Here is a 23,714-nt window from a genome sequence, read left to right on the forward strand (position 1 = left end):
TGCCTCTGCTTGTGATGTCGTCAAGACCTACACCATCGAAAACATTCGCGAAATATCATTGAGGCCACACCGCGGCACAGGTCGGAAAAAATCGGTCCCGCCAGGGGAGCTGCTAGCGGATGCTGATCGGCAGCGTGATCGTCCTGTTTGCTTCCGGCGGCGGGGCGGGCACGGGCGACGCGCTCTGAATCCAGGCTGCGATCTGCTGATCCACGGACGAATCGCCGGTGGACTGAACAACGCTGACACCGCTGATGGCACCGGCATCATTGACGCGGAACCGCACCGTCGCAGTCATCGCATCGCTGCGGAGTGAACGTGGTTTGCGGCGCTGAATGTGCGAGCGGACTTTCGATCCCCATTTTGCCGGGGAGGCGGACGAGGAAGAAAAGAAGCCGGCATTGCTGCGCGATGCGGCCGTGCGGTCGGATTGCTGGGCTTCCACCTTCGCAGTTTCACGCAGTTCCGAGGCCTGCTGCGGTTTGGGGCGCTGGCGCTCGACCTTCTTTTTCTCTTCAGGCTCTTTCTTTTCGACGGGCGGAGGCGGAGGCCGCATGACGGGCAAGGGGACCTCGACATTTTCAAGTTCCGCCATCATCTGCTCCTGAACGGGATCGACGGTCTCAACCGGCTCGGGAACTTCCTGCGGTTCGACGATCTCCTCGACCGGTGGCTCAGGCGGCTGCACCGGCTCCGGCGGCGGCGTTTCGGCAACCGGTTCAGGTGGTGGCGGGGTCTCTTCAGGAGCAGCTTCCTCAACCGGTTCGCTGCTGTCGCTCTTCACTTCCTCGGCGTCCTCGACATCCTGCGCCTGCGTCGTTTCTTCAGTTTGGACGGCTTCCGGTATCGCCGCCATTTCGATCATGATGGCGGCGGGGGGCGGCCCGCCGGCCTCGAGCTCGTCCGGCTCCTGCATCAGATAATAAGCGAACCCGGCATGGACGCTGAGCATCAGCAACGCCGCGGCGGACCACAGCGTCACCTCCCAAAGGCGGGAATGTCGGGCCTGTGGATAGCCGTTTTCACTCATGGCGTCGCGTCCTGCACCGCCGACGGGGCGGGCTGGCCAGCAGCCGGAGGCTGCGACACGGCAGCGGCATTTTCCAGCCCCACAAGGGCGATCTTCAGATAACCGGCATCTCTCAGCAGGTTCATGATTTCCATGAAGTGGCCGTAATCAACCGCCTTGTCTGCACGCAGGAAGATGCGGGTATCCTTCTTGCCACCCGTCTGGCGGTCGATGGCGGCCGCCAAGGCTTCGCGGGCGACCGCATCATTGCCCAGAGTAAGCGAGAGATCGTCCTTGACCGTAAGATACAGCGGCTCCTCCGGTCGCTCCGCGGGTTTTGCGGTGGATGCGGGAAGATCGACATTCACATCGACGGTGGCGAGCGGCGCGGCCACCATGAAGATGATGAGCAGAACCAGCATCACATCGATGAAGGGCGTGACATTGATCTCATGGTTTTCGGAGAGATCGTCACCGCTGTTTTCGCGAATTCCTCCAGCCATGTCCGATCACCGTCCAACCAGCGATACTGCGGGTTTGCTGGTGCTGCCCGGCGGAATGCGGCGGAAATCGAGGTCGCGGCTGACGAGGCGCTCCACGCCGGCTGCGGCATCCGCCAGCAGATGGCGGTATCCGGTGATCGAGCGCGCGAAGACGTTATAGATCACCACTGCGGGAATGGCGGCAACGAGGCCGATGGCGGTGGCCAGAAGCGCTTCGGCAATGCCGGGCGCGACGACGGCGAGATTGGTGGTCTGCGATTCCGAAATGCTGATGAAGGAGTTCATGATGCCCCAGACGGTGCCGAACAGGCCGACAAAGGGGGCGGTGGAACCGATCGTTGCCAGAACGCCCGTCCCGCGTGACATGCGGCGACCGGCATGGGTTTCGATACGCGACAGCGCCGAGGAGACACGTTCCTTGATACCGCCGCCATCGGTATGTTCGACCACGGCATCGGAAAGCAACATTTCATGAGTTGCCATTCGCAGCATGAGCGCCGCAGGTCCGCCCTTCTTCTCGACAGCCTCGGTGGCCTCGTTAAGGGTTTTCGCCTTGCGAATGACCTTCAGCGTTGCGCCGGCCCGAACACGCGCACCTGCAAGTTCAACCGACTTTGCAACCCACACCGTCCAGGTCACCAGCGAGGCGAAGGCCAGACCGATCATGACACCCTTCACGACCCAGTCCGCCGCCATGAACATGCCCCAGGGGGACAGGTTGTGTGGGATATCTGCGCGATGTTCGGCACTTGCCGGTTCGGCGCCGACGGGCTCTACCGGGGTTGAAACCTCGTTGGTCGGCGCGGCACCTTCGGGTGTCAGGGCGGGAGCGACTGGAGATTGTGCGCGCTCTGCAGGCGCGGCTTCATTGCCTTGAGGTTGTGCAGGCGCCACGGCTGCCGGCCGTTCCTGTGCAGGCGTGGAAGGCTGGTTCGGCTGAGCAACTGGAGCGTCCGGCGCCGCCGGGGTTTGTGGGAACGGCTGTGCCGGCTGGACCGTTTCCGCTTGCGGTACGGACTGAATCTGGTGTTCGGATGCTGTCTGAGCGAAAACCGCACCGGCGCTCAATCCAACCAGTAAGGTAACCGTCGTGGCAAGGGAAATGCGCCGTGTCCTGCTTGCCTTGTTGAGAGACGCGGAAGAAGTGGTGGTCGCAACTGACATGTTTTTTATCCCGGATTTCCGTCGATGAACCCATCCGCAGATTGACCGGTTTGAAACCGGGGTCATAACGGATGCCGTCGTAAAAGCTTGACGTTCCGATAATAAACCTGAGTTCTTTTGACAACTATTATATTGCCAAAAGACGACCCGTAAACTCTTCTTTACAAAAAATTGACCGATCTACCGTCTTCAGCTGCTCTGCGAAGGCGAAAACTGCGCAACGAGCGCGTGTCGGTCACCGGGATAGGTGACCGAGACGCTGGTGATGTAATCCGTTCCGTGCCAGGTCCGGCGATCGATGACCAGACAGGCGGCTCCCGATCGGATACCCAGCGCAGCGGCATTTTTGCGGTCGGCCGAGACGGCGCTGATGCGATGTTCAGCAGCGCTCCAGGGCACCATCTTCAGCAGCCACGTTCCGGGGCCGATCTGCGAAAAATCGGCAAACTCGGCCTCCGGTACAGCAGTGACATTGATGAGGCGCTCTTCCAGACAAAATGGGACGCCACCGGCAAAATGCGTGCAGGTGAGTTCCAGCACTGGCGCATCGGCCGCAAGCGCCATAGCCGCTCCATCGTCTTTACCCGCAGGCCGGAGACGCCGCTGATCGAGGCGATACCTGTAAACCAGCCCAAGTGCCTGCACCTCTCGTTCGATATCGTGGATTTCCAGCACGGCCGATTGCGCGTGGGGCTGACGGACGAAACTACCGAGACGCCGGCGTCTTTCGATAAGACCCCGCTGCACCAGTTCTCCCAAAGCCTTGTTCACCGTCATGCGCGAACAGGCATATTGGCGGGTCATTTCGTGTTCGAATGGGATACGATATCCCGGCGGCCATTCGCCTGACATGATGTGGCGCTCCACATCGTTGCGGATTCGCTCGTGCAGTGACTTTTCCTGAAGATCGGCGCCTGTGCCCCTCATCCCGATGCTTCTATCCTCCCCGTTCCATACCCTGCTATCCGTGAGCGGCGGCGGCGATCGCTTCGCTGCGGATTTCTTCCGTCAGCCTTGCACGCAGTTCGGAAAATTCCGGGCTGGCCTTGACGGTGTAGTGGCGCGGATGCGGCAGGTCGACCGGCGTGATCGATTTGATACGGCCCGGCCTCGCAGACATGGTCACCACGCGCGACGCCATGAAAACCGCCTCCTCAATATCGTGCGTGACGAAAATGACCGTCTTTTGCTCACGCTCCCATATGCCGAGCAACAATTCCTGCATCAGCCCGCGGGTCTGATTGTCGAGAGCGCCGAAAGGCTCGTCGAGCAGCAGGATTTTCGGGCCATTTGCCAGGGCGCGGGCAATGGCCGTTCTCTGCTGCATGCCGCCGGAGAGTTGTTTCGGCCAATGGTTTTCGAAACCACGCAGGCCGACCTTGTCGATATAGCTGTCAACGATCTCCCATTTTTCCTTCTCCGCAACGCCGCGTTCGCGCAGGCCGAAAGCGACGTTTTCACGGATCGTCAGCCAAGGGAACAGCGTGTAGGACTGGAACACCATGCCGCGGTCCGCCCCCGGGCCAGTCACCGCCCTGCCTGACAACAGCACCTCGCCCGTTGTCGGACGGTCAAGCCCGGCGATGATGCGCAGCAGGGTCGATTTTCCGCATCCCGAAGGACCGAGGATCGTAACGAAATCATTGCGCGGGATTTCCAGATTGGTGGGCTGCAGGGCCAGCGTCGGCTGCCCGCCATGTACGCCTGGAAAGGTGCGGCTGACGCCCTTGATAACGAGTTCGCTCATCAGGCAAGCCTCCAGGCAAAAAGCTTCCGGTTCAGCGATTTGAACGCGAAATCAGAGATAAGGCCGATAACACCGATGACGATGATGCCAAAGATGATCTGGCCGGTCGCCATCAGCGCCTGGCTGTTGATGATCATGTAGCCGATACCGGAGGAGGCGCCGATCAGTTCCGCGACGATGACATAGGTCCAGGCCCAGCCGAGGACGAGACGGAGGATTTCGGCAATGTCGGGCGCATTGGCGGGAATGAGGACACGGCGCACCACGCCCCGATCCCGCGCGCCCAGCGTATAGGCGGCCTCCACCAGATCCCGCCGCGTGCCGGCGACGGCCACAGCCACCATCAGAATGATCTGGAAGACGGCGCCGATGAAGATCACCAGCAGCTTCTGCATCTCGCCGATGCCGGCCCAGAGAATGAGGAGCGGCACAAAGGCGGAAGCCGGAAGGTAACGCGCGAAGGAGACAAAGGGCTCAAGCAGCGCCTCGATGGGCTTATAAGCCCCCATGGCGATACCGAGGGGGACGGCGACTATGGAGGCCAGCACGAAACCGCCCACGACACGCCAGATCGTCATGCCGATATCGCTGGCAAAACCCTGATCCGTCAGCAGATAGATACCATCCTTCAGCATGGTAACGGGGTCGGCCAGAAAGGTCGGCGACACGAAACCGCCCAGCGTGGCAAAGCCCCAGGCCGAGAAAAAAAGCACGAAGAACAGGATGCCGAGCGCTATCCTCGTGCTGTTCTTTATGGGTTGAAGTGGTTGCATTCTGTCGCCTGTCCCGAACCGGCGCGGCACTTCGCCACGCCATCAACATGTTCCCGCACTCAAGACGCGGGAACACTGTCGCGCTTCTTACTGGCTGCAATATCCGGAGAGGGAAATGCAGCTGGCTGTTTCCGTCACTTGATGAAGGACGTGTCCGCGAGGGTCGAAAGATCGGGCTTCGACTTGATTACGCCGATTTCGAGCAGCAGGTCAGCCGATTTTTCGGAAAAAGTCTTGAACTCGCCCTCGAAGAATTTCTGGTTGGCGGCCTTGTCCTGCCATTCGAGGAATTTTGCCGAAGCGGCAAAGGCCTCGCCGGACTGTTTCACATCCGCGCCCATCGTCGCATAGGATTTTTCGGGATCGGCCTTGATAAGATCAAGTGCCTGGAAATAGCTGTCCGCCAGAGCCTTGGCTGCCTGCGGATTGGCCTTCAGGAAGTCTGGCGTGCAGCCAAACGTATCCATGACAGCGGGATAATCCAGTGTCGTGGCAAGAATCTTGCCCTTGTCGGGAGCGGCGCGCACGGTAGAGAGATAGGGTTCATAGGTCATCGCTGCATCGTTCTGTCCGGCGACGAAAGCCTGCGCGGCCGGCCCCGGCTCAAGGTTGACGACCTTCACATCCTTCAGTGTCAGGCCGTTTTCCTTGAGGATCCAGGCGAGGAAGAAATAAGGAGAGGTGCCCGGTGCGGACGCGGCCACCGTCTTGCCCTTGAGGTCCGCGACCTTTGCGACATCGCTGCGCACCGCGATGCCATCGGCACCGTGCGATTTGTCCATCTGGAAAATCTGGGTGGATTTCACGCCATTGGCGTTCCAGGCGATCCAGGTTTCCACCGTGGTGGCGGCGCACTGGATGTCACCGGAAGCGAGAGCGAGATGGCGGCTGGCCTGCGGGATTTTCTTGATCTCGACCTTCAGGCCGTTCTTTTCGAAAATGCCGGCCTGTTTTGCAAGCGTCAGCGGTGCAAAACCCGTCCAGCCCGACATGCCTATCGTCACGGACGTTTCGGCATAGGCGGAAGCGGATGAGAAAAGCGCCGCCACAGCGGCGAAAACCCAGGTTTTTTTCATGATCGGAACCCCTTTTGATTTATTTTTGTGCGACATTGTTTTTCGCTTTATTTGAGGCATCGTAGGCAGGCATTTTGTATTTGTCTAGACAAAACAGAAAGCGCACGCACATCCCTGGAACGATTGCAAATGCACGGCCAGCCATTCTAGACATAGAGAACGCGGCCGGCGAGCAGGCCCAACGATTTCCCGTATCGAGCTCTCCATGACCAGACAGAGACGTCGTAATATCATCAAGGCCAGAAGGACCGGCACGGGTATCGCGCTGGTTGCCGCCATTTCCTTCATCGCGGGCATGACGGATGCGGTTGGACTGCATATTTCCGGCGACTTCGTATCCTTCATGACCGGCAATACCACGCGCGCCGCGGTTTCAGCGGAAGCCGGCATCTATTCCCACGCCGTGAAACTACTTGTCGCGATCATTGCCTTTGTGGCGGGCAACGCAGGCGGGATCGTGGTGGCGCACAAGTTCGAGCGGCGTATATTTGCAGTCCTCATGGCGGTCGGATCGCTTGTGGCCATTGCGGCACTGCTTCGTGGCGAGAGCTCGGGCCTCGTGCAATTTTACCTCGTGGTCTTCGCCATGGGCATGGTCAACGCGGCCGTCGAGCATATCGAGGGACTGCCGATCGGCCTAACCTATGTGACGGGTGCCCTTTCCCGTTTCGGCCGAGGCATCGGCCGCTTTCTTCTCGGTGACCGGAGCTTTGATTGGGGCATCCAGATCGTGCCGTGGCTGGGCATGCTGAGCGGTGCGATGTGCGGTGCCGTTCTCGGGGCCAAGCTGCAATCGGATGCTCTCTGGGTCGTGGCGGTCGCTGTCTTCGTTGTCGCCATCGCCACACTCATCATTCCGCGCTCACTCCGACAGCGCTATAATCAGAGGGTGAAAATCCGGCGGATTACGCCGTAGCAACCGTTGCGCTCACTTTCGCGAGATCGTGACGAATTTTGTCCCGCGCACCCGCACTGTCATCAGGCAGGGCTCCTTATCAGTACGCTCGCAATAACGCGGATGCATCTTCAGCACGAAGACCATGTTACCAAAACGCTTGATGAAGTCATAACCGTAGATGCGGGCCGTCGCGATCATCAGGTAGCCGCCTTCTTTCACCTGCACGTAAAAATTATAGGGGCATCCCTCGTCATCACAGGCGCGGCCTTTTTCGCCGTCGCAATCCAGAACCCCGTGATTGACGATGGCATCCATCAACCCGTCATTGTTGATATCCAGCCGTGTGACAAAATCGTCGCCGAATGCTGCCACCTTGCACTCGTTGCGGAAATGATCCTTCTCGTAAATCTCCGGATCGCTCACCAGCTGCTGCTGCGCCGAGAGCGCCACCGGGAACATCAAGAGAACCAGCGCCTGAAGAGCGGCAACGAGAGCGATTCGCACGGCATTTTCCTTTGCATCCGTTTGGGTTATGGATGTTGCGATCATCCGGGCGGCCAGCCTAGAATTTAGTGCTTGCGCGACACTGACGTGTTCGCCGCCCGTGTTCCGGGGGGAACCTTTTCATGACACTTCTGGGTTTTCTCGACTATGCCGGCGTGGCAGTGTTTGCCGCAACCGGTGCGCTTGCCGCTTCGCGCAAGCAGCTCGACCTGATCGGCTTCCTGTTTTTTGCGGCGGCCACCGGTATCGGCGGTGGCACGGTGCGTGATCTCGTGCTCGGCAGAACGCCGGTGTTCTGGGTCATCAACCCCACCTATATTCTCGTCTGCGTCTCGGTGGCGGTGCTGCTGTTCTTCACGGCACATCTGTTCGAATCCCGTTACCGGGTATTGATCTGGCTCGATGCGCTCGGCCTTTCTGCTTATTGCGTCATGGGAGCGGCCAAGGGCCTCGCAGCAAGCGGTTCGGCCACTGTCGCCATTGTCACCGGCGTTCTGACGGCAACATTTGGTGGGGTTTTGCGCGATATTCTCGCCGGTGAGCCCTCCGTGCTCTTGCGGCCGGAAATCTACATCACCTGCGCGCTTCTGGGCTCTTCCACCTTCATTGTCGTCTATTTCTTCGGCGCGCCGCTTTATGCCGCTTCGGCAGCGGGCGTGCTGATGGCCTTTGGGATCCGGTCCGGCGCGCTGATCTTCGGCTGGACTTTCCCGCCCTACAAAGGCAAGCCCGGCAGACGCCCGGAAGATGTCATGAAGTGACCCATGGAACGACGCTGAAAACAGAAATGGCGCCCGCGGGCGCCATTTGCACATCCATTGTCGAACCGAAGAACTTCAGCCGCGCTTGCGGCGGAGGCGGATCACCACATCCACATGGGCGATTTCCATGCCCTCAGGCGCTTCCGGCAGGTTGCCGATCTGGAGATTGTTGACAGGTATATCGAGAACCTCGTTCTCGCCTTCCACGAAGAAGTGATGGTGGTCCGACACGTTGGTGTCAAAATAGGTACGGGCACCTTCCACGGCGAGAACCCGGATGAGACCGGCCTCGGTGAACTGATGCAGCGTGTTGTAGACCGTGGCGAGAGAAACGGGCACGCCAGCTGTCACAGCCTCATCATGCAGTTCCTCGACGGTGAGGTGGCGGTCACCTTTCGCGAAGAGAAGATCGCCCAAAGCCACGCGCTGGCGCGTGGGCCTCAGCCCAGAGCGCCGCAGCCTCGTTCCGATATCCAATGTGGCGTCAAATGCCATGCAATCCCATTCCAAACAGAGGTATGCCACCCGTCAATTGCAATAGCATATATCTTTTGCAGGGAATGCTTTCAATAGTTTCAGCGCCGCCGAGTGTCGCAAATGGCCGCAAACCGGCCATTCCTGCAAATTTCCTCTGGTTCCGACCGGATGGTTCCTGTATGCGGACGGCATATTGAGGTAATGACTTCTGCAAAGAAGGTTCGAAGACAAAGAATGGGGGCGGAACCGCCTCTGCCCTTGCAGCGCTTCATTTTGAACCTAACTTGCTCTAGTGAAGTCGATCAACACCAGTAATTGGGGAAGTGAAAGCGGTATGGCAACGAGGCAATCAAGTTACAATTACGAGGAGATCCTGTCCTGCGGTCGCGGCGAATTGTTCGGCCCGGGAAATGCACAGCTCCCATTGCCCCCCATGCTCATGGTTCACCGCATCACCGAAATTTCAGAAACCGGCGGCGCGTTCGACAAGGGTTTCATCCGTGCCGAATATGATGTCAGCCCCGATGACTGGTATTTTCCCTGCCATTTCCAGGGCAACCCGATCATGCCGGGGTGCCTCGGCCTTGACGGCATGTGGCAGCTGACCGGCTTCTTCCTCGGCTGGCTGGGCGAAGAAGGCCGCGGCATGGCGCTTTCCACCGGCGAAGTGAAGTTCAAGGGCATGGTGCGCCCTCACACCAAGCTCCTTCAATATGGTATTGATTTCAAGCGCGTGATGCGTGGCCGTCTGGTGCTTGGAACTGCTGACGGCTGGCTGAAGGCGGACGGCGAAACCATTTATCAGGCGACAGACCTGCGGGTCGGCCTGTCCAAGGAAAAGGCTGCCTGAGGCAGACGGAATAGTTCAGACAAACGCCGGGCGGCTTCGGTTGTCCAGCCGAAATCTTAAGAAAAGGTCCCTTTCATGAGACGAGTTGTTGTCACCGGCCTCGGTATTGTTTCTTCCATCGGCGGTGATGCCGCTGAAGTCACCGCGTCGCTGCGCAATGCCAAATCCGGCATTTCTTTTTCGCCGGATTTTGCCGAACACGGTTTCAAGTGCCAGGTCTGGGGCAAGCCTTCTCTCGACCCCACCGATCTGGTCGACCGCCGCGCCATGCGCTTCCTGTCGCAGGGCGGCGCGTGGAACCATGTTGCCATGAAGCAGGCAATCGCCGATTCCGGTCTGGAAGAGAGCGATATCAGCGGCAATGAACGCACCGGCATCATCATGGGTTCGGGCGGTCCTTCCACCCGTACCATTGTCGAAGCTGCCGATATTACGCTGAAGAACAACAGCCCGAAGCGCATCGGTCCGTTTGCCGTGCCGAAGGCGATGTCCTCCACCGCTTCGGCCACGCTCGCGACCTGGTTCAAGATCCACGGCGTCAACTACTCCATCTCTTCGGCCTGCTCCACCTCGGCGCACTGCATCGGCAACGCCGCCGAGATGATCCAGTGGGGCAAGCAGGACGTGATGTTCGCTGGCGGCCACGAGGACCTCGACTGGTCGATGTCGAACCTTTTCGACGCCATGGGCGCCATGTCGTCCAAATTCAACGAGACCCCGGACATCGCCTCGCGCGCCTATGACGTCAACCGCGACGGCTTCGTCATCGCCGGCGGCGCCGGCGTTCTGGTTCTCGAAGAGCTGGAGCATGCGAAGGCGCGCGGCGCAAAAATCTATGCCGAAATCGTCGGTTATGGCGCGACCTCTGACGGTTACGACATGGTTGCCCCTTCAGGCGAAGGCGCGATCCGCTGCATGCGGCAGGCTCTTTCCACCGTCAAGGGCGACATTGACTACATCAATACCCACGGCACCTCGACGCCGGTTGGCGACAGCAAGGAAATCGGCGCGATCCGCGAAGTCTTCGGCGACAAGATCCCGCACATCCAGTCAACCAAGTCGCTGACTGGCCATTCGCTTGGCGCGGCCGGGGTGCAGGAATCGATCTACGGCCTCTTGATGATGCAGGAACGTTTCATCGGCGAGAGCGCGCATATTTCCGAACTCGATCCGGAATTTGCGGGCGTTCCGATCGTTCGCAGCCGCATCGACAATGCCAAGATCGACACCATCCTATCCAATTCCTTCGGCTTCGGCGGTACCAACGCCACGCTCGTCTTCCAGCGTCATAACGGATAATTGCCCATGAACGGCATCATGCAGGGTAAACGCGGCCTCATCATGGGCGTCGCTAACAATCACTCCATCGCCTGGGGTATCTCCAAGGCACTTGCGGCACAGGGCGCGGAACTGGCCTTCACCTATCAGGGTGAAGCGCTCGGCAAGCGTGTCAAACCGCTCGCCGCGGAACTTGGCTCCGACTTCATCGTGCCTTGCGATGTCGAAGATATCGCTTCTGTGGACGCGCTGTTTCAGACGATTCGCGAAAAATGGGGCGCGCTGGATTTTGTCGTGCATGCCATCGGCTTCTCCGACAAGAACGAGCTGAAGGGCCTTTACGCGGATACGACGCGCGAGAATTTCAGCCGCACCATGGTCATTTCCTGTTTCTCCTTCACGGAAATCGCCAAGCGCGCCGCCGAGCTGATGACGAATGGCGGCTCCATGCTGACACTGACTTATAACGGTTCGCAGCGCGTCATTCCGAACTATAACGTCATGGGCGTTGCCAAGGCAGCGCTCGAGGCTTCCGTGCGTTATCTCGCTGCCGATTACGGCCCGCGCGATATCCGCGTCAACGCCATCTCGGCCGGCCCGGTCCGCACGCTCGCAGGTGCGGGCATTTCCGACGCGCGCGCCATTTACGCATGGAACCAGAAGAACGCGCCGCTGAGACGGACGGCGGATATCGACGATATCGGCGGGTCTGCGCTCTACCTTCTGTCCAACCTCTCGCGCGGCGTGACTGGCGAGTGCCATTACGTAGACTGCGGCTATAATATCACCTCGACACCCACGCTCGAGGTTCTGTCGAAAGCGGACGCGGAATAATCACGTCCCTGGTTTATTAAAGCCCGGCCCCGTGCCGGGCTTTTTTCATTTGGCGTCTGTGTCATTTTCATAAATCACTAAAGTATAAATCACCGAGGTAACTGATTTTAAACATCGGTTGATTATGGTCCGCAACAATTCAACGGTTGCGCTTGCCGCATATGCTTAGAGATCGACACTGCCTCATGCGACTGGCCAAACTGAAGCCATTGCTGGAAAAATTCGGAGTTTCGCGCGACGGGACCGCAGCCATCGAATTCGCGATCCTCGCCATCCCTTATTTCCTGGTTGTTTTCGCAATCATCGAAACCTTCATCGCCATGATCGCGGAGCAGGTGGTCGTCAATGCCACCGAAAGCATGGCCCGGCGGCTGAGGACGGGGCAGATCAGCAGTTCAATTTCGAAAGAAGACTTCCGAAAGAACTTCTGCAACGAAGTCTCGGTGATAATCACGTGCTCCGCGGATGAGATCAAAACGGAACAGAAGCTCTATATCGATCTTCGCTCCTTCACCACCTTCAAGGATATCCCCACCGCCATACCTTTGAAGGCCTTCGGAGAATATTACGATCTTGATACGGCGCAATTCGGCTTCAAGCCGGGTGGGCCGGAAACGATCAACATGCTGCGTGTCTATTATCGCTGGCGGGTGACGGCCGATATCATTCGCCCCTATCTTACAAAAATTCGCCCGGCCGATGGATCGATGCCTTCTCACTTCCTGATCGTCGCGACCGACGCTTTCATGAACGAAAAATACACGACAAGCGGGGGCTCCTGATGGTAGGTCTGATTGCCGCCGTGACGCAAGGCAGGCTGCGTTTCATTGCGCTTGCTTCACGCTTCGCAAGAGATCGCCGCGGTGTTGGCGCGGTGGAATTCGCGATCATTTTCCCGATATTGCTCGCACTTTATGTGACGTCCTTCGAACTCACCATCGGCTACAATACCTACAAGCGGGCAAGCAGCGCCGCCGCGACTATCAACGACCTGATTTCGAAAACGGGTTCTGTAGACAAGACCTATCTTGCAGGCATGGGGGATGTAGCATCCGCAGTTTTCGCGCCCTATAGCACGAAGGGTCTCCGGCTGAAGATCAGCGGTATCAAGATCGATGCCCAGAAACAGGCGAAAATCACCTGGTCCTGGGATGAGAAGAACCAGCGGCCCTATGCGGTCGGCTCTGCGGTGGTGGTGCCGACCCGCCTGCTGATTGCTGACAGCTTCCTCATCCATGTCGAACTTTCTGTCCCGCATGAACTGTTGATGTTCATGACCGACATCTCCTCCTCTGGCGTCAAGTCGATCACCATCGGCCGCGATTATTTCTTCAAGCAGCGCGATGCGGAGACAGTCTGCAGCAATTGCTGAATGCACCGTTGCATCCGCATCCCCTCGCGCTGACGGCTAATAGACATCGCGAAGATAGCGCTTTTCGCGCTTCAGCTGGCTGACATATTCGCTTGCTGCTTCCGCAGAGAGGCCGGCCTCGTCAATGATGATCCGGTGCAGGGCATCGTCTACGTCCTTCGCCATGCGGGTCGCGTCACCGCAGACGTAAAAATAGCCCCCCTCTTCGAGCCACTGATAAAGCGCCTTGCCATTCTGCCGCATGCGCGTCTGCACGTAGATCTTTTCCGCCTGATCGCGCGAAAAGGCGAGATCGAGACGCGTCAGCACGCCCGCACGGCTCATTTCACCCAGCTCACTCTCGTAAATGAAGTCCGACTGCCGGTGCTGGTCACCAAAAAACAGCCAGTTCCGGCCGGTGGCGCCCCGCGCTAGCCGTTCCTGCAGGAAGGCCCGGAACGGCGCTATTCCCGTGCCCGGACCCACCATGATAACCGGCGCATCGTCGTTCTGCGGCACACGGAACGCCTTGTTGAGCGAAACGAAAACCCCGGCAGTCGCCCCTGCCTCCACCCGATCTGCCAGATAGGTGGAGCACACGCCGCCGCGCTCGCGGTCGTGAGCGCGATAACGCACGCTGGCGATCGTCAGATGCACGCTGTTTCCCGCGGCAAGGGGGCTGGAGGAGATGGAGTAAGCCCGATGCTGCAGCGGTTTCAGGAAAGTCACGAATTCAGCAAGATCGAAAAGACGCCTGTCGCCAAGATTGAGCAGGTCGAGAATATCCTTGCTCCAGAGAAAGGCGGCCAGCTGCTCCCTGTCGCCATTCGCAAGAACATGCGCCAGTTCTTCATGACCCGCGCGCTTGCCGATTTCGGCGACCAGTTCGCGCGAGGGCGTCGAGATTTCGAACATGCGGAGAAATGCGTCTCCCACTGAACGATCCAGCCCGGCCAGTTTGCTATCGGCTTCCGCCCCGAAATGGTCGAGCAACGCACCAGCCAGTTTCGGGCAGTTGACGGGAACGACACCAAGGGCATCACCCGCCTCATAGCTGAGGCCGCTTTCCCCGAGATCGAATTCGTAATGCCTGATTTCCTTCGATGAAGCCGGACCGGAAAGACGGTGATTGACGCTTAGCCGCGCCAGATAGGGATTCTTCCGGTTCCATTCCTGTGTCACCCGCCTGGGGAGTTGGGCCGGACGAGGCATGACGACAGTCGCCGCCTGGCCGCCATCGAGCGCAAGTGCAATGGGCAGGGTCTCATCGATCCAGGCGGCGGCAGCGTCCTCGAAGTCGATATCGCAATCAATCCGCGTTTTCATACGTTTGCCGCCGAGCTGCTCAAAGCGCGTATCGATGAGTTTGCCGGCCTGGCAAAATCCGTCATACCCCGTATCACCCAGCGCCAGCACGGCGAAATTCATCGCCTCCAGTCGTGGCGCACCATCAGCGGCAAGCGCTTCCCAGAATAGCTGCGCATTATCGGGCATTTCACCCTCGCCATAGGTCGAGGTCACGACAATGACCCGTTTCATCGAAGCCAGGCGCTCCATGGACACGTCGTCAAGCGCCATCACCGCCGGCTGCATACCCTGCGTGCGGGCGGCGGCGGCGATATCCATTGCCAGCGCCTCGGCATTGCCGGTCTGTGTGCCGAAGAGGATGTTCAGCACGCTCGCCGCCGTCTTGGGAGCGGCAGCGGCGACAGATGCCTCCAGGCCAATGGCCGCGCGGGAGTGGAGCCCGGCTAAAAAACCCGCAAGCCAGGCGCGCTGGTCGCCGTTAAAGGGCGCATCTTCGGGGATGTAGGGTATCTTCATCATGCTGCCCTGTTCTGGCTGGATGCGGCGGTTAGGTCAGGAATGGCGCGGGCCGCGAAAAGCTCTTCGAAGCCGGGCAGACGACCGATCTTCTCGATGTTTTTGCGGCTCTGCTGAATGATCCAGCCATAGGTGCCTGGACTGTCCACCGACCAGATGTTGCGGCGCGCCAGTGCCTGCTTGTAGTCATCAAGTCGCTTGGCGGCGATCATCACCGCAAGCTGTCCGTCGCTATGGTCGGAAAGAGCCTCGCGCGCATATTTCAGCAGACGCTGCATCAGGGCATAATCTTCCGTAAGAATGAGATTGCGCACCGCTTTTTCGATGGCGGCGTCGGAAGGACCCGATGCCATCGGCAATCGCTGCAAGGCGATGGCCTGCGCCATGCTCAACACAGTGTAATTGTTGATCAGTGCGTACATGTCTTCCGTATCCGTTTGGCCATAGGCCGGCACGGTGCCGTTCAATACGGACTTGCGATCTCGATAGGCCAGCTTGAACTTCCGCAGCTGATGGGCAGCAAGTGCGGAAGCCAGTTCCTCCAGCAATTCCTTGCGCGGCTTGGCCTTGAGAATTTCGTCACTGTCCTGATAAAGCAGCAGCGCGCGTGGCATGCCGTAAACGAAATTGTGCTGTTCGCTCTCCCAGTTTTCCAGCAGCCATGTGGCCTTCGCTGAGCCAGTCTCCACCGCGTGCCAGTTCAGAAGCTGGTGAACGGCGTGACGATGGATCGCCGCCTGCTCGTCCTCGCCCGTGATGGAGCCAAGCAGGATCGAATCGTGGCTGACTTTCTTCGGCAGGTCGCCATAGGGGTCGTATTGATAGACGAAACCGCCACTCATGCCGTTGCCGAAGCCCTTGCCAAAACTACCGAGGTTAAGCACCGCACCGTTGGTCATGTATTCGCAGGCAAAATCCCCCACGCCCTCCACAACGGCGGTCGCGCCGGAGTTGCGCACCGCAAAACGGTCGCCTGCCTGCCCTTCCACAAAGGTGCGGCCGCCGGTTGCGCCGAACAGTGCGAAATTACCGACCAGCACATTCCCGCCCGCCTCCTGCGAACCGCCGCCGGGAGAACGCACGACGATGGTGCCACCGCAGGCGCTTTTGCCGACGCCGTCATTGCAGGTACCGGTATGGACCATGATCATGCCGTCGTTGCAGAAAGCGCCAAAGGATTGTCCAGCCGAACCTGATGTATCGATGCGCACGGAACCCGCTTCCAGAAATCGACGGCCACGGCTGTCCCGCCTGACGGCCGGCAGCGCATCCGCCTCTTCGTCGGAAAGCTCATGGTTCAGCATACGTTCGATATCGACGGCGAGCTGGCCGCCGACGCTCTTGTTGCAATTGTTAAGGAAACGGTTGCCGCCAAGCTCGATGCTTTCGCGCCCGCCGTCGACCAGTGCCGAGCGCACGAGTTCGATGAAGGCATCGTCCAGCGCGAAGTCCTTTTCCATATACACCGGGCTGTCGATCTTCACTTCCTCGACCACGGTTAGCATTGCCCGGAGGTCAAGCTGGCCAACGCTTGCGGGATGATCGAGTAGGTGAAGAAGATCTGAGCGGCCCCGCGCTTCCCGCAGCGAACGCAGCCCGAGTGCGGCCAGGATCTCGCGCGTTTCATGGGCGATGTTCATGAGATATTGCGCCAGCGCCCGCGGGTCGCCGTTAAACGCCTCCTGATTGGTGGTGAGACCGGCCGGGCATTTGATGTTGCAGTTCTTCGCCATGACGCATTTCAGCATCATCAGCGCCGTGGTGCCGAATTCGAAACTATCCCCGCCGAGAAGAGCCGATTTCACGACATCGCTCGCCGTCTGGTGCGCGCCGGAGCAGCGCAACAGCACCTTGGCGCGCAGGCCGGTGGCGCAGAGCGCCTGATGCACTTCGGCAACGCCGATTTCCGCGGCACGACCAGTATATTTGAGGCTGGTGACGGCCGCCGCCCCCGTGCCCCCGGTATTGCCGGCGACGTTGATGACATCCGCTCCCGCCTTGGCGACACCGACCGCGATCGTGCCGATGCCTTCTGACGAGACCAGCTTGACAATGACCCGCACACGGGCTGCCTTGGCATCGTGGATGAGTTGGGCCAGATCCTCGATGGAATAGGTATCATGATGCGGCGGCGGCGAGACAAGCTCGACGCCCGGCGTACCGCCACGCGCGGCGGCGATTTCCACCGTGACCTTTGGAGACGGCAATTGCCCGCCTTCGCCAGGCTTTGCGCCCTGGCCGATCTTGATCTCGATCTCCTCCAGCATCGGATCGGCAAGATAACCGGCCCAGACACCAAAGCGGCCCGATGCGAACTGCTTGATGCGCGAGGCGCGAATGGTGCCGTATCGCGAGATATGCTCGCCGCCCTCACCGGAATTTGACATGCCGCCAACCATGTTGGTGCCATGCGCCACAGCCTCATGGGCGGCCGCGACAAGCGCGCCATGGCTCATTGCACCAGAGGCGAGGGTCATGGCGATCTCGCTGGCATTTTGCACGGCATCGAGCGAAATGCTCGCTGGCGCGGTGCGAACAAGCGAGAGATAATCGGAAGCCTCGCCCCTCGCCTGAACCAGAAGAGCGCCCCCTTCAAGCCAATGTCCGACTATGTCCTCGCCGAAGCGATCGATCAGCGATTGGCCAAGTGCTGCTAGCCTGGCAAGCTCATGGCCGTGCGGGCCGGTCAATTGCAGCCGGAAGGCGCCTTCCTCTGCGCCTTCGCAGAGCAAGCCCCGTACCATGAAGCTGTTATTGCCCTTGCGGGAAAACCGACCCATTTCACGGCGAAACTCTTCCGCCGAACCGGCGAACGTCACATCCGCTGGCAATTCCAGGACATCGCGCAGGGCGGCGGGGCGACGCGCTCTTTCTTCCGCCATCATACGGGCAAATGCGCGGTAGCCGGTCGTTACCTCGAAGGCATCGATCGCCTCCGGGGTCAACCGGTCAAAACTGGTGTGATAATAGGCCGCGTCGTCGAGACCGAAGGCATCTTCCAAGCGGTTGAGCGGCAGGAGACGTAACGCCTCTTCGTTTTCGGTCCCCTTGTCGAAACCGATCTTTTCCTCCGTCATATCCACGAAACCGCGCACGGCCGTCGTGCCATAGGAATGGCCGGCCCCTTCGGCACGCTCCTTGAAAAGACCGAGCAGCGGAATGTCGCTTTCTCCCTTTACAGACAGCGCCTTGCGGTGCCAGTCCGCCACGGCCTGGGCGATGACGGCGAAGCTCACGCCGCCGACCGGCGTTTTCACATTCGGGAAATAACGCTTCAGCACGTCATCTTCCGTATCGAGGAAGTTCGGCTCGAAGAACTCGCCCCCGATATAGCTTTCCGCCGTACACAGGCCCACCTTGCCCATGGTCTTCATCAGCGACTTTTCCGCCGCCTTGGCGAAGCGCTTGAAGGCCTTGTCGGCTTCGCTGCCGAATTTCTCCTCGGCGCGGAACTGCACGGCGAGCGGATAGACCGCCGAAGCGCCAAAGCCGAGACCGGCTGCAATGTGATGGGAGGAGGAGAATTGTCCACTTTCGACGATCAGCGACACACGCAGCCTGAGGCCTTCCTCGATCAGCCGCTGATTGATGGCGGAAACGACCATGATCATTGGCAAAGCGGCACGACGCGCGGAAACATGCCGGTCAGTGATCACGGCAATGCCACCTTCGCCAGCGGCAAAAGCGGCGATCGCGGCGCACAGTCCGTCTATCGCCTCTCTCAATGCCGCTTCATTGGCCTCCCCTGTATCGAAGACAGGCGCATAGAGCATTTCGAAACGACACACCGGCGTCTCGGTCTGCTCGCGGATGCGCAGCATGTCCAGGTGGCTAAGGATTGGCGAGCGCACGACGATCTGGCGGGCCTTCTTAGCGCCGCTGTTCGGCTTGGCACCCAGGGCCACCCGTAGCGTCATGCCATCAGCTTCGCGAATACTGTCTAGCGGCGGATTGGTGACCTGCGCGAAACGCTGCGAAAAATACTTGGCGACCCCACCTTCCTGATCGGAAAGCGCGTTGATGGCATTGCCGTATCCCATCGCCGAAATTTTTTCGGAGCCGGAAGCCAGCATCGGGTCCATCAGGAATTTGAAACTTTCCTGATTGTGCGAATAGGCGACGTAACGCTGGTGACGTTCGAGATCACCATTATAACGCAGCGGTGAGCCCTGCTTTTCCGCTGGCACTTCCGGCAGATCCTCCAGCATGACACGGGCTTCGCGCAGCAGGGATGAATAGTCGCGGCGCGCGGCGAGAAGCTCCAGCGCCTCGACGGTGGAAAAGGCGCGGCGCACGGCGTGGTCGTAATAAAGCATGCCGCCCGCCTCGATGCGGCCGCGCCGGATAACGCTCTCCGCCGGAAAGGCGATCTGCCCGGCCTCCGACATGACACAGAGATATTCGTCCGTCTCGACGGTGCGCAGCGGGCGCAGGCCAAGCCGATCGAGGCGCGCGCCGACAATAGTGCCGTCGCCGAAGATCAGCGCGGCCGGACCATCATTTTTCTCCTCATAGAGAGAGAAATATTCCAGCATCGCCCTCACGTCCGGCGACAGGGTGTCGTCGTTTTCCCAGGCTGGCGGCATCATCGAGACCACAGCGGTAACGAGGTCAAGACCGTCCTCCATAACCCGCGCCTGCAAGGTCTGGTCCAGACGGCAGCTATCGGACTGGCCTTTCGGCCTGACGATGCTGGCATTCTTCGCCAGGGCGACTGCCGCTTCCGACAGGCGGTTCTTCTTGTCGGTGTTGAGTTCGCCATTATGCGCCATCAGGCGGAATGGCTGCGCCATGGATGGGTGCGGATCGGTATTGGTGGAGAACCGCGTGTGGAAATACATCGTATGCACTTCATGGCGCGGATCCGTCAGGTCGCAGAAATAGGGCATCACCTCATGGGAGTTCAGGCGGCCCTTCAGGACCTGCGTGCGGGCGCTGAGCGAGAGCGGATAAAAGCCGGCGAGATCAGGCACGGTATAAGCAAGCGCCTCAATGGCAATCAGTGACTTGTGGATACGCCAGTCGAATTCCGCCAGAGTTGCGCATTCGGCCGGAGCAGAGAAAACCCATTGGCGGATCGGCAACTGGTAAGGGATGGCGGCAGCACGGATGGCCGCGTCATTTACCGGTACATCACGGACGGTGAGGACCGAAAATCCCTGCTCCTGCAGCGCGCTGCCGATAATGCCAACCGCCTCATCGTGGAACGCGGAGTTTTGCGGCAGGAAAAAATTGCCGACGCCGAAACGGCCGGCCTGCAAACCGTGTTCGCCAGTCAATTTCCGAAAGAAGGAGAGCGACAAATCCAGCGACACCCCGGCACCATCGCCGACACCTTCCGCCGACATGCCACCGCGATGCGGGACGGCGCAGAGCGCCTCGTAGCCGCGCTTCAACACATCGTGAGTCTGCACGCCGTCCTTGCGGGTGATGAAACCAACGCCACAGCTGCTTTTTTCAAAAGCGGCATCGTAAAGGCCGAATTTTTGCTCCGTCACGCTCAAGGCTGTCTCCTCTCATTGCGCAATTCGCGCGGCATCGCCTTTTTCCCGAATCCGGCGCGTCAGCCGGCGCTCTGCGGGCGGAGCCGCAGGCGACCTGGCTGCTCCTCTTCTTCTGCTTATCGGCGTTTGATGGCGCGAACGGTCGTTTTGCGGCCGTCAAACGGCTGGGCGGCAGTCGCCGCATTTTCGCAAATAATGATCGTGTTCGTTCGCATCGCGTTCCCTGATGGTCGATTTTCAAGCGCAAAAATACGCCGAATTATGTCAGTATTGCTTACGTAATATTTCATGATTAGGAAAGTCAAGATTAAAATCGATCCGGCGCAATAAAAAAACAAAAACGCCGCGAAATCCGACAGGATTCCGCGGCGTGACTGCTTCAGGAGTTTTTTAAATTGCCCAGATCACTCAGACGGCATTTCGAGCGTTCGGCTAAACCAGAGGGCAATAAGGGTACACAGGGCTCCCGACATGAGGTAGATGCCGACCGCGAAAAGGCCGAATTTGGACGAAAATCCGAGCGCCACGAGCGGCGCGAAGCCGGCACCGATCAGCCAGGAAATGTCCGAGGTCAAAGATGCGCCGGTGTAGCGGTACTCGCGGCTGAAGCGGGAGGCGAGCGCGCCACCCGCCTGACCGAAGGACAGGCCCAGCAGCGAGAAGCCGATCAGCACGAAAAGATAACGGCCGATATCACCGGAACTGAGGAGAACGGGGGCCACAAGGCTGAAGAGACCAATCAGGACCGCCGCGATGGCGAGAAGTTTCCGCCGCCCTATGCGATCCGCCAGAATGCCCGAAACGACAATCATGCCGCCGGCAATGATGGCGCTGACGAACTGTACGAAGAGGAAGTCCGACACGCGCTGGCTGGTGTTGAGAGAAACCCAGCTCAGCGGGAAGACGGTGACGAGATGGAAGAGCGCAAAGCTCGCCAGCGGCACGAAAGCGCCGGTGACAACCACCGGGAACTGCGACCGCAGCATTCTGAACATGGGACGCGGCTCCAGTTCATGCTGTTCCAGCATGGCCTGGAATTCCGGCGTCACGATCATGCGAAGGCGGGCAAAGAGCGCAAGCACGTTCAGCGCCAGCGCCACGAAGAAGGGGAAACGCCAACCCCAGGCCAAAAACTCTGCACTGGAAAGCTGCGTGACGAAAACGATGAAGAAGGCGCTGGCGAGGCCAAAACCCATGGCCGCCCCGATTTGCGGCATCATGGCGTACCAGCCGCGCTGCCTCGGCGGAGCGTTCATGGCGAGCAGCGAGACAAGGCCATCCCAGGCGCCGCCGAGGCCAAGGCCCTGGCCGATACGGAAAACCGCCAGCAGGCAGGGAGCCAGCATGCCAGCCTCGGCATAGGATGGAAGGAAGCTGATCGCCATGGTGGAACCGCAGAGCGTGAAGAGCGCGGCCATCAGCTTGACGGCGCGGCCGAACCTGCGGTCGATCTGGAGGAAGATCAGAGAACCGATCGGCCTTGCGATAAAAGCGAGAGAGAAGACAGCGAAGGAATAAAGCGTGGCCGTCAGCGGATCCACATAAGAGAAGAAGACATGCGGAAAAACGAGCGCGGAGGCAATGGCGTAAATGAAAAAATCAAAAAACTCCGTCATTCTCGCAAGAATGACTGCAATCGTAATGCGATCCGGATCGACCTTTACGGGGCCGGCACCGTGTCCGTTCGCCTCTGGCGCCTGCCCAAAAGATGGAGCAGCATTCGTATAACTCATAATATTCCTCCTGCGTCATGGACGAACCATTTCATGTAACGCGCAGGCTCCTCTTCCGTTGCGTTACGATGCGACGGATTGTCACACGCACCCTACGTAACGTCAATTGAAGTTTGAGAAGAAAGGCTTGCCCCACGGGCTTCCTATGCGATAATGCACGCGCTCCGCCTGTAAACGCAGCTTTGACCGCCACATGGTGCATCGCAAAGATTTCGCTGCACCGCGACAATATACCTCATTTGAAAAATGATGTTCGGCAATTATTCGCGGCATAATCCAAACTGTACGAGTTCAAAGAACGTGCGCATGATCAAAAAACTCCCATCCGCCCTCCTGGCAATTCCGGCAATGCTGCTGCTCAGCGGCTGTAACCTTGTTGTCATGAATCCCTCGGGCGACGTCGCCATCCAGCAGCGCGATCTTATCATCACGTCCACGGTCTTGATGCTGCTGATCATCGTTCCCGTCATTGCCCTGACGCTGTTCTTTGCATGGAAGTACCGCGAGTCGGCCAAGGCCGAGGATTACGATCCCGAGTGGCACCATTCCACGCGCCTTGAGATGGTGATCTGGTCGGCACCCGTCGCGATCATTCTGATGCTCGGTACCGTGACTTGGATTTCCACCCACCGACTCGACCCTTATCGGCCGCTGGAACGCATCGACGAGAACCGTCAGGTCACCGCCGATATCAAGCCGATCACCGTCGAAGTTGTGGCCATGGACTGGAAGTGGCTGTTCTTCTACCCTGAACTCGGCATTGGCAGCGTCAATGAATTCGCCGCTCCGGTCGATGTCCCGATCAATTTCAAGATCACCGGCACGACGGCGATGAACTCCTTCTTCGTTCCAGCACTGGCCGGCCAGATTTATGCCATGGGCGGCATGCAGACCAAGCTGCATGCAGTGATCAACAAGGAAGGCGTCTATGACGGCTTCTCGGCCAACTTCTCCGGCCCCGGCTTCTCGCATATGCGCTTCAAATTCCACGGCCTCAGCCAGCAGGGCTTCGACCAGTGGGTGGCCAAGGCAAAGGAAGGCGGCAAGGGCTTCGGGCGCCAGGAATATCTCGAATTCGCCAAGCCTTCGGAGCGCGAGCCGGTGCAATATTTCGCTTCGGTCGATCCGGAACTCTACAGCGCCATCCTCAACCGTTGCGTGGAGCCCAACAAGCTCTGCATGCGCGACATGATGCACATCGACGCCAATGGCGGCGGCGGCAAGGAAGGCATCGACATCGCCAAGGCGCTTAACTCCGTCGTCTGCACCCCGCTTGCGCCTTATGGCGTCGCCAGCGGTCCACAATCCACTCCGGCTGCTATCGAAGGCCAGACTTTCGAACCTGCGGCGCTGCCGGAAACCAAACAAGTCGCTGGCTGACGATACGTCCCGGCATTCTGCGGCGCGGCCTGTCCGCGCCGAATTTAC

General features: G+C 59.3%; 20 protein-coding genes. 8 read left to right on the forward strand and 12 right to left on the reverse strand.

Features of this window, described 5'->3' with window-relative positions; translation table 11 throughout:
- Window positions 1-112: 112 nt before the first annotated feature.
- From FHW77_RS11135 to FHW77_RS11165, 7 genes are all read right to left on the reverse strand, one after another.
- The gene (locus FHW77_RS11135; RefSeq protein WP_004439235.1) at window positions 113-1,030 is read right to left on the reverse strand and encodes a TonB family protein; all 918 of its coding nucleotides are present in this window, start codon (window positions 1,028-1,030) and stop codon (window positions 113-115) included.
- Window positions 1,027-1,512, reverse strand: a complete 486-nt coding sequence (gene exbD / locus FHW77_RS11140) for a TonB system transport protein ExbD (RefSeq protein ID WP_004439234.1) — start codon at window positions 1,510-1,512, stop codon at window positions 1,027-1,029. Before exbD ends, FHW77_RS11135 begins: the two co-directional genes overlap by 4 nt.
- 6 nt (window positions 1,513-1,518) lie before the next feature.
- Complete coding sequence (exbB, locus tag FHW77_RS11145) at window positions 1,519-2,676, reverse strand: tonB-system energizer ExbB (protein WP_004439233.1); 1,158 nt, start codon at window positions 2,674-2,676, stop codon at window positions 1,519-1,521.
- Window positions 2,677-2,865: 189 nt separating this feature from the next.
- On the reverse strand, window positions 2,866-3,603 hold the full coding sequence (gene hutC / locus FHW77_RS11150) for a histidine utilization transcriptional repressor HutC (RefSeq protein ID WP_004439231.1): 738 nt from the start codon (window positions 3,601-3,603) through the stop codon (window positions 2,866-2,868).
- Window positions 3,604-3,637: 34 nt separating this feature from the next.
- Window positions 3,638-4,423, reverse strand: coding sequence for an ABC transporter ATP-binding protein (locus tag FHW77_RS11155; RefSeq protein ID WP_004439229.1), 786 nt, complete (start codon window positions 4,421-4,423; stop codon window positions 3,638-3,640).
- Entirely contained in the window at window positions 4,423-5,196 is a 774-nt protein-coding gene (locus FHW77_RS11160) for an ABC transporter permease (RefSeq protein WP_004439228.1), read from the reverse strand. Before FHW77_RS11160 ends, FHW77_RS11155 begins: the two co-directional genes overlap by 1 nt.
- 134 nt (window positions 5,197-5,330) lie before the next feature.
- Window positions 5,331-6,272 (reverse strand): ABC transporter substrate-binding protein, encoded by a 942-nt coding sequence (locus FHW77_RS11165; protein ID WP_004439226.1) that lies wholly within the window; start codon window positions 6,270-6,272, stop codon window positions 5,331-5,333.
- A 205-nt stretch (window positions 6,273-6,477) separates the two neighbouring features.
- On the opposite strand from FHW77_RS11165, the gene FHW77_RS11170 reads away from it, so the two are divergent.
- Window positions 6,478-7,188 (forward strand): YoaK family protein, encoded by a 711-nt coding sequence (locus tag FHW77_RS11170; protein ID WP_004439224.1) that lies wholly within the window; start codon window positions 6,478-6,480, stop codon window positions 7,186-7,188.
- A 12-nt stretch (window positions 7,189-7,200) separates the two neighbouring features.
- Here the strand turns inward: FHW77_RS11170 and FHW77_RS11175 are convergent, their stop codons facing one another.
- Window positions 7,201-7,719, reverse strand: a complete 519-nt coding sequence (locus FHW77_RS11175) for a hypothetical protein (protein ID WP_004439222.1) — start codon at window positions 7,717-7,719, stop codon at window positions 7,201-7,203.
- A 77-nt stretch (window positions 7,720-7,796) separates the two neighbouring features.
- Here FHW77_RS11175 and FHW77_RS11180 point away from each other — a divergent pair, with 77 nt between their 5' ends.
- A complete protein-coding gene (locus FHW77_RS11180) occupies window positions 7,797-8,435 on the forward strand; it encodes a trimeric intracellular cation channel family protein (protein ID WP_004439220.1) in 639 nt (212 codons plus the stop codon).
- Between the two features lie 75 nt (window positions 8,436-8,510).
- Here FHW77_RS11180 and irrA read toward each other — a convergent pair whose 3' ends face one another.
- A complete protein-coding gene (irrA, locus tag FHW77_RS11185) occupies window positions 8,511-8,930 on the reverse strand; it encodes an iron response transcriptional regulator IrrA (RefSeq protein WP_003493135.1) in 420 nt (139 codons plus the stop codon).
- Between the two features lie 316 nt (window positions 8,931-9,246).
- Here irrA and fabA point away from each other — a divergent pair, with 316 nt between their 5' ends.
- From fabA to FHW77_RS11210, 5 genes are all read left to right on the forward strand, one after another.
- Window positions 9,247-9,762: a 3-hydroxyacyl-[acyl-carrier-protein] dehydratase FabA gene (fabA, locus tag FHW77_RS11190; RefSeq protein WP_003507274.1), complete on the forward strand. Its 516-nt coding sequence runs from the start codon at window positions 9,247-9,249 to the stop codon at window positions 9,760-9,762.
- Between the two features lie 75 nt (window positions 9,763-9,837).
- Window positions 9,838-11,061 (forward strand): beta-ketoacyl-ACP synthase I, encoded by a 1,224-nt coding sequence (fabB, locus tag FHW77_RS11195; protein WP_004439216.1) that lies wholly within the window; start codon window positions 9,838-9,840, stop codon window positions 11,059-11,061.
- Between the two features lie 6 nt (window positions 11,062-11,067).
- The gene (gene fabI, locus FHW77_RS11200; RefSeq protein WP_004439215.1) at window positions 11,068-11,874 is read left to right on the forward strand and encodes an enoyl-ACP reductase FabI; all 807 of its coding nucleotides are present in this window, start codon (window positions 11,068-11,070) and stop codon (window positions 11,872-11,874) included.
- 185 nt (window positions 11,875-12,059) lie between these two features.
- A complete protein-coding gene (locus FHW77_RS11205) occupies window positions 12,060-12,656 on the forward strand; it encodes a TadE/TadG family type IV pilus assembly protein (RefSeq protein WP_004439213.1) in 597 nt (198 codons plus the stop codon).
- Window positions 12,656-13,246 (forward strand): TadE/TadG family type IV pilus assembly protein, encoded by a 591-nt coding sequence (locus FHW77_RS11210; protein ID WP_004439211.1) that lies wholly within the window; start codon window positions 12,656-12,658, stop codon window positions 13,244-13,246. Before FHW77_RS11205 ends, FHW77_RS11210 begins: the two co-directional genes overlap by 1 nt.
- Window positions 13,247-13,282: 36 nt before the next feature.
- Here FHW77_RS11210 and FHW77_RS11215 read toward each other — a convergent pair whose 3' ends face one another.
- From FHW77_RS11215 to FHW77_RS11225, 3 genes are all read right to left on the reverse strand, one after another.
- Window positions 13,283-15,052: a diflavin oxidoreductase gene (locus FHW77_RS11215; protein WP_034496163.1), complete on the reverse strand. Its 1,770-nt coding sequence runs from the start codon at window positions 15,050-15,052 to the stop codon at window positions 13,283-13,285.
- A complete protein-coding gene (locus tag FHW77_RS11220; RefSeq protein ID WP_004439205.1) occupies window positions 15,049-20,553 on the reverse strand; it encodes a glutamate synthase-related protein in 5,505 nt (1,834 codons plus the stop codon). Before FHW77_RS11220 ends, FHW77_RS11215 begins: the two co-directional genes overlap by 4 nt.
- Before the next feature lie 404 nt (window positions 20,554-20,957).
- Window positions 20,958-22,286, reverse strand: coding sequence for an MFS transporter (locus FHW77_RS11225; protein WP_004439203.1), 1,329 nt, complete (start codon window positions 22,284-22,286; stop codon window positions 20,958-20,960).
- Between the two features lie 306 nt (window positions 22,287-22,592).
- Between FHW77_RS11225 and cyoA the strand changes: the two genes are divergently transcribed.
- Window positions 22,593-23,666, forward strand: coding sequence for a ubiquinol oxidase subunit II (gene cyoA, locus FHW77_RS11230; RefSeq protein ID WP_034496355.1), 1,074 nt, complete (start codon window positions 22,593-22,595; stop codon window positions 23,664-23,666).
- Window positions 23,667-23,714 lie beyond the last annotated feature (48 nt).

Source organism: Agrobacterium sp. RC10-4-1 (assembly GCF_014138475.1).
Classification (GTDB): domain Bacteria; phylum Pseudomonadota; class Alphaproteobacteria; order Rhizobiales; family Rhizobiaceae; genus Agrobacterium; species Agrobacterium pusense.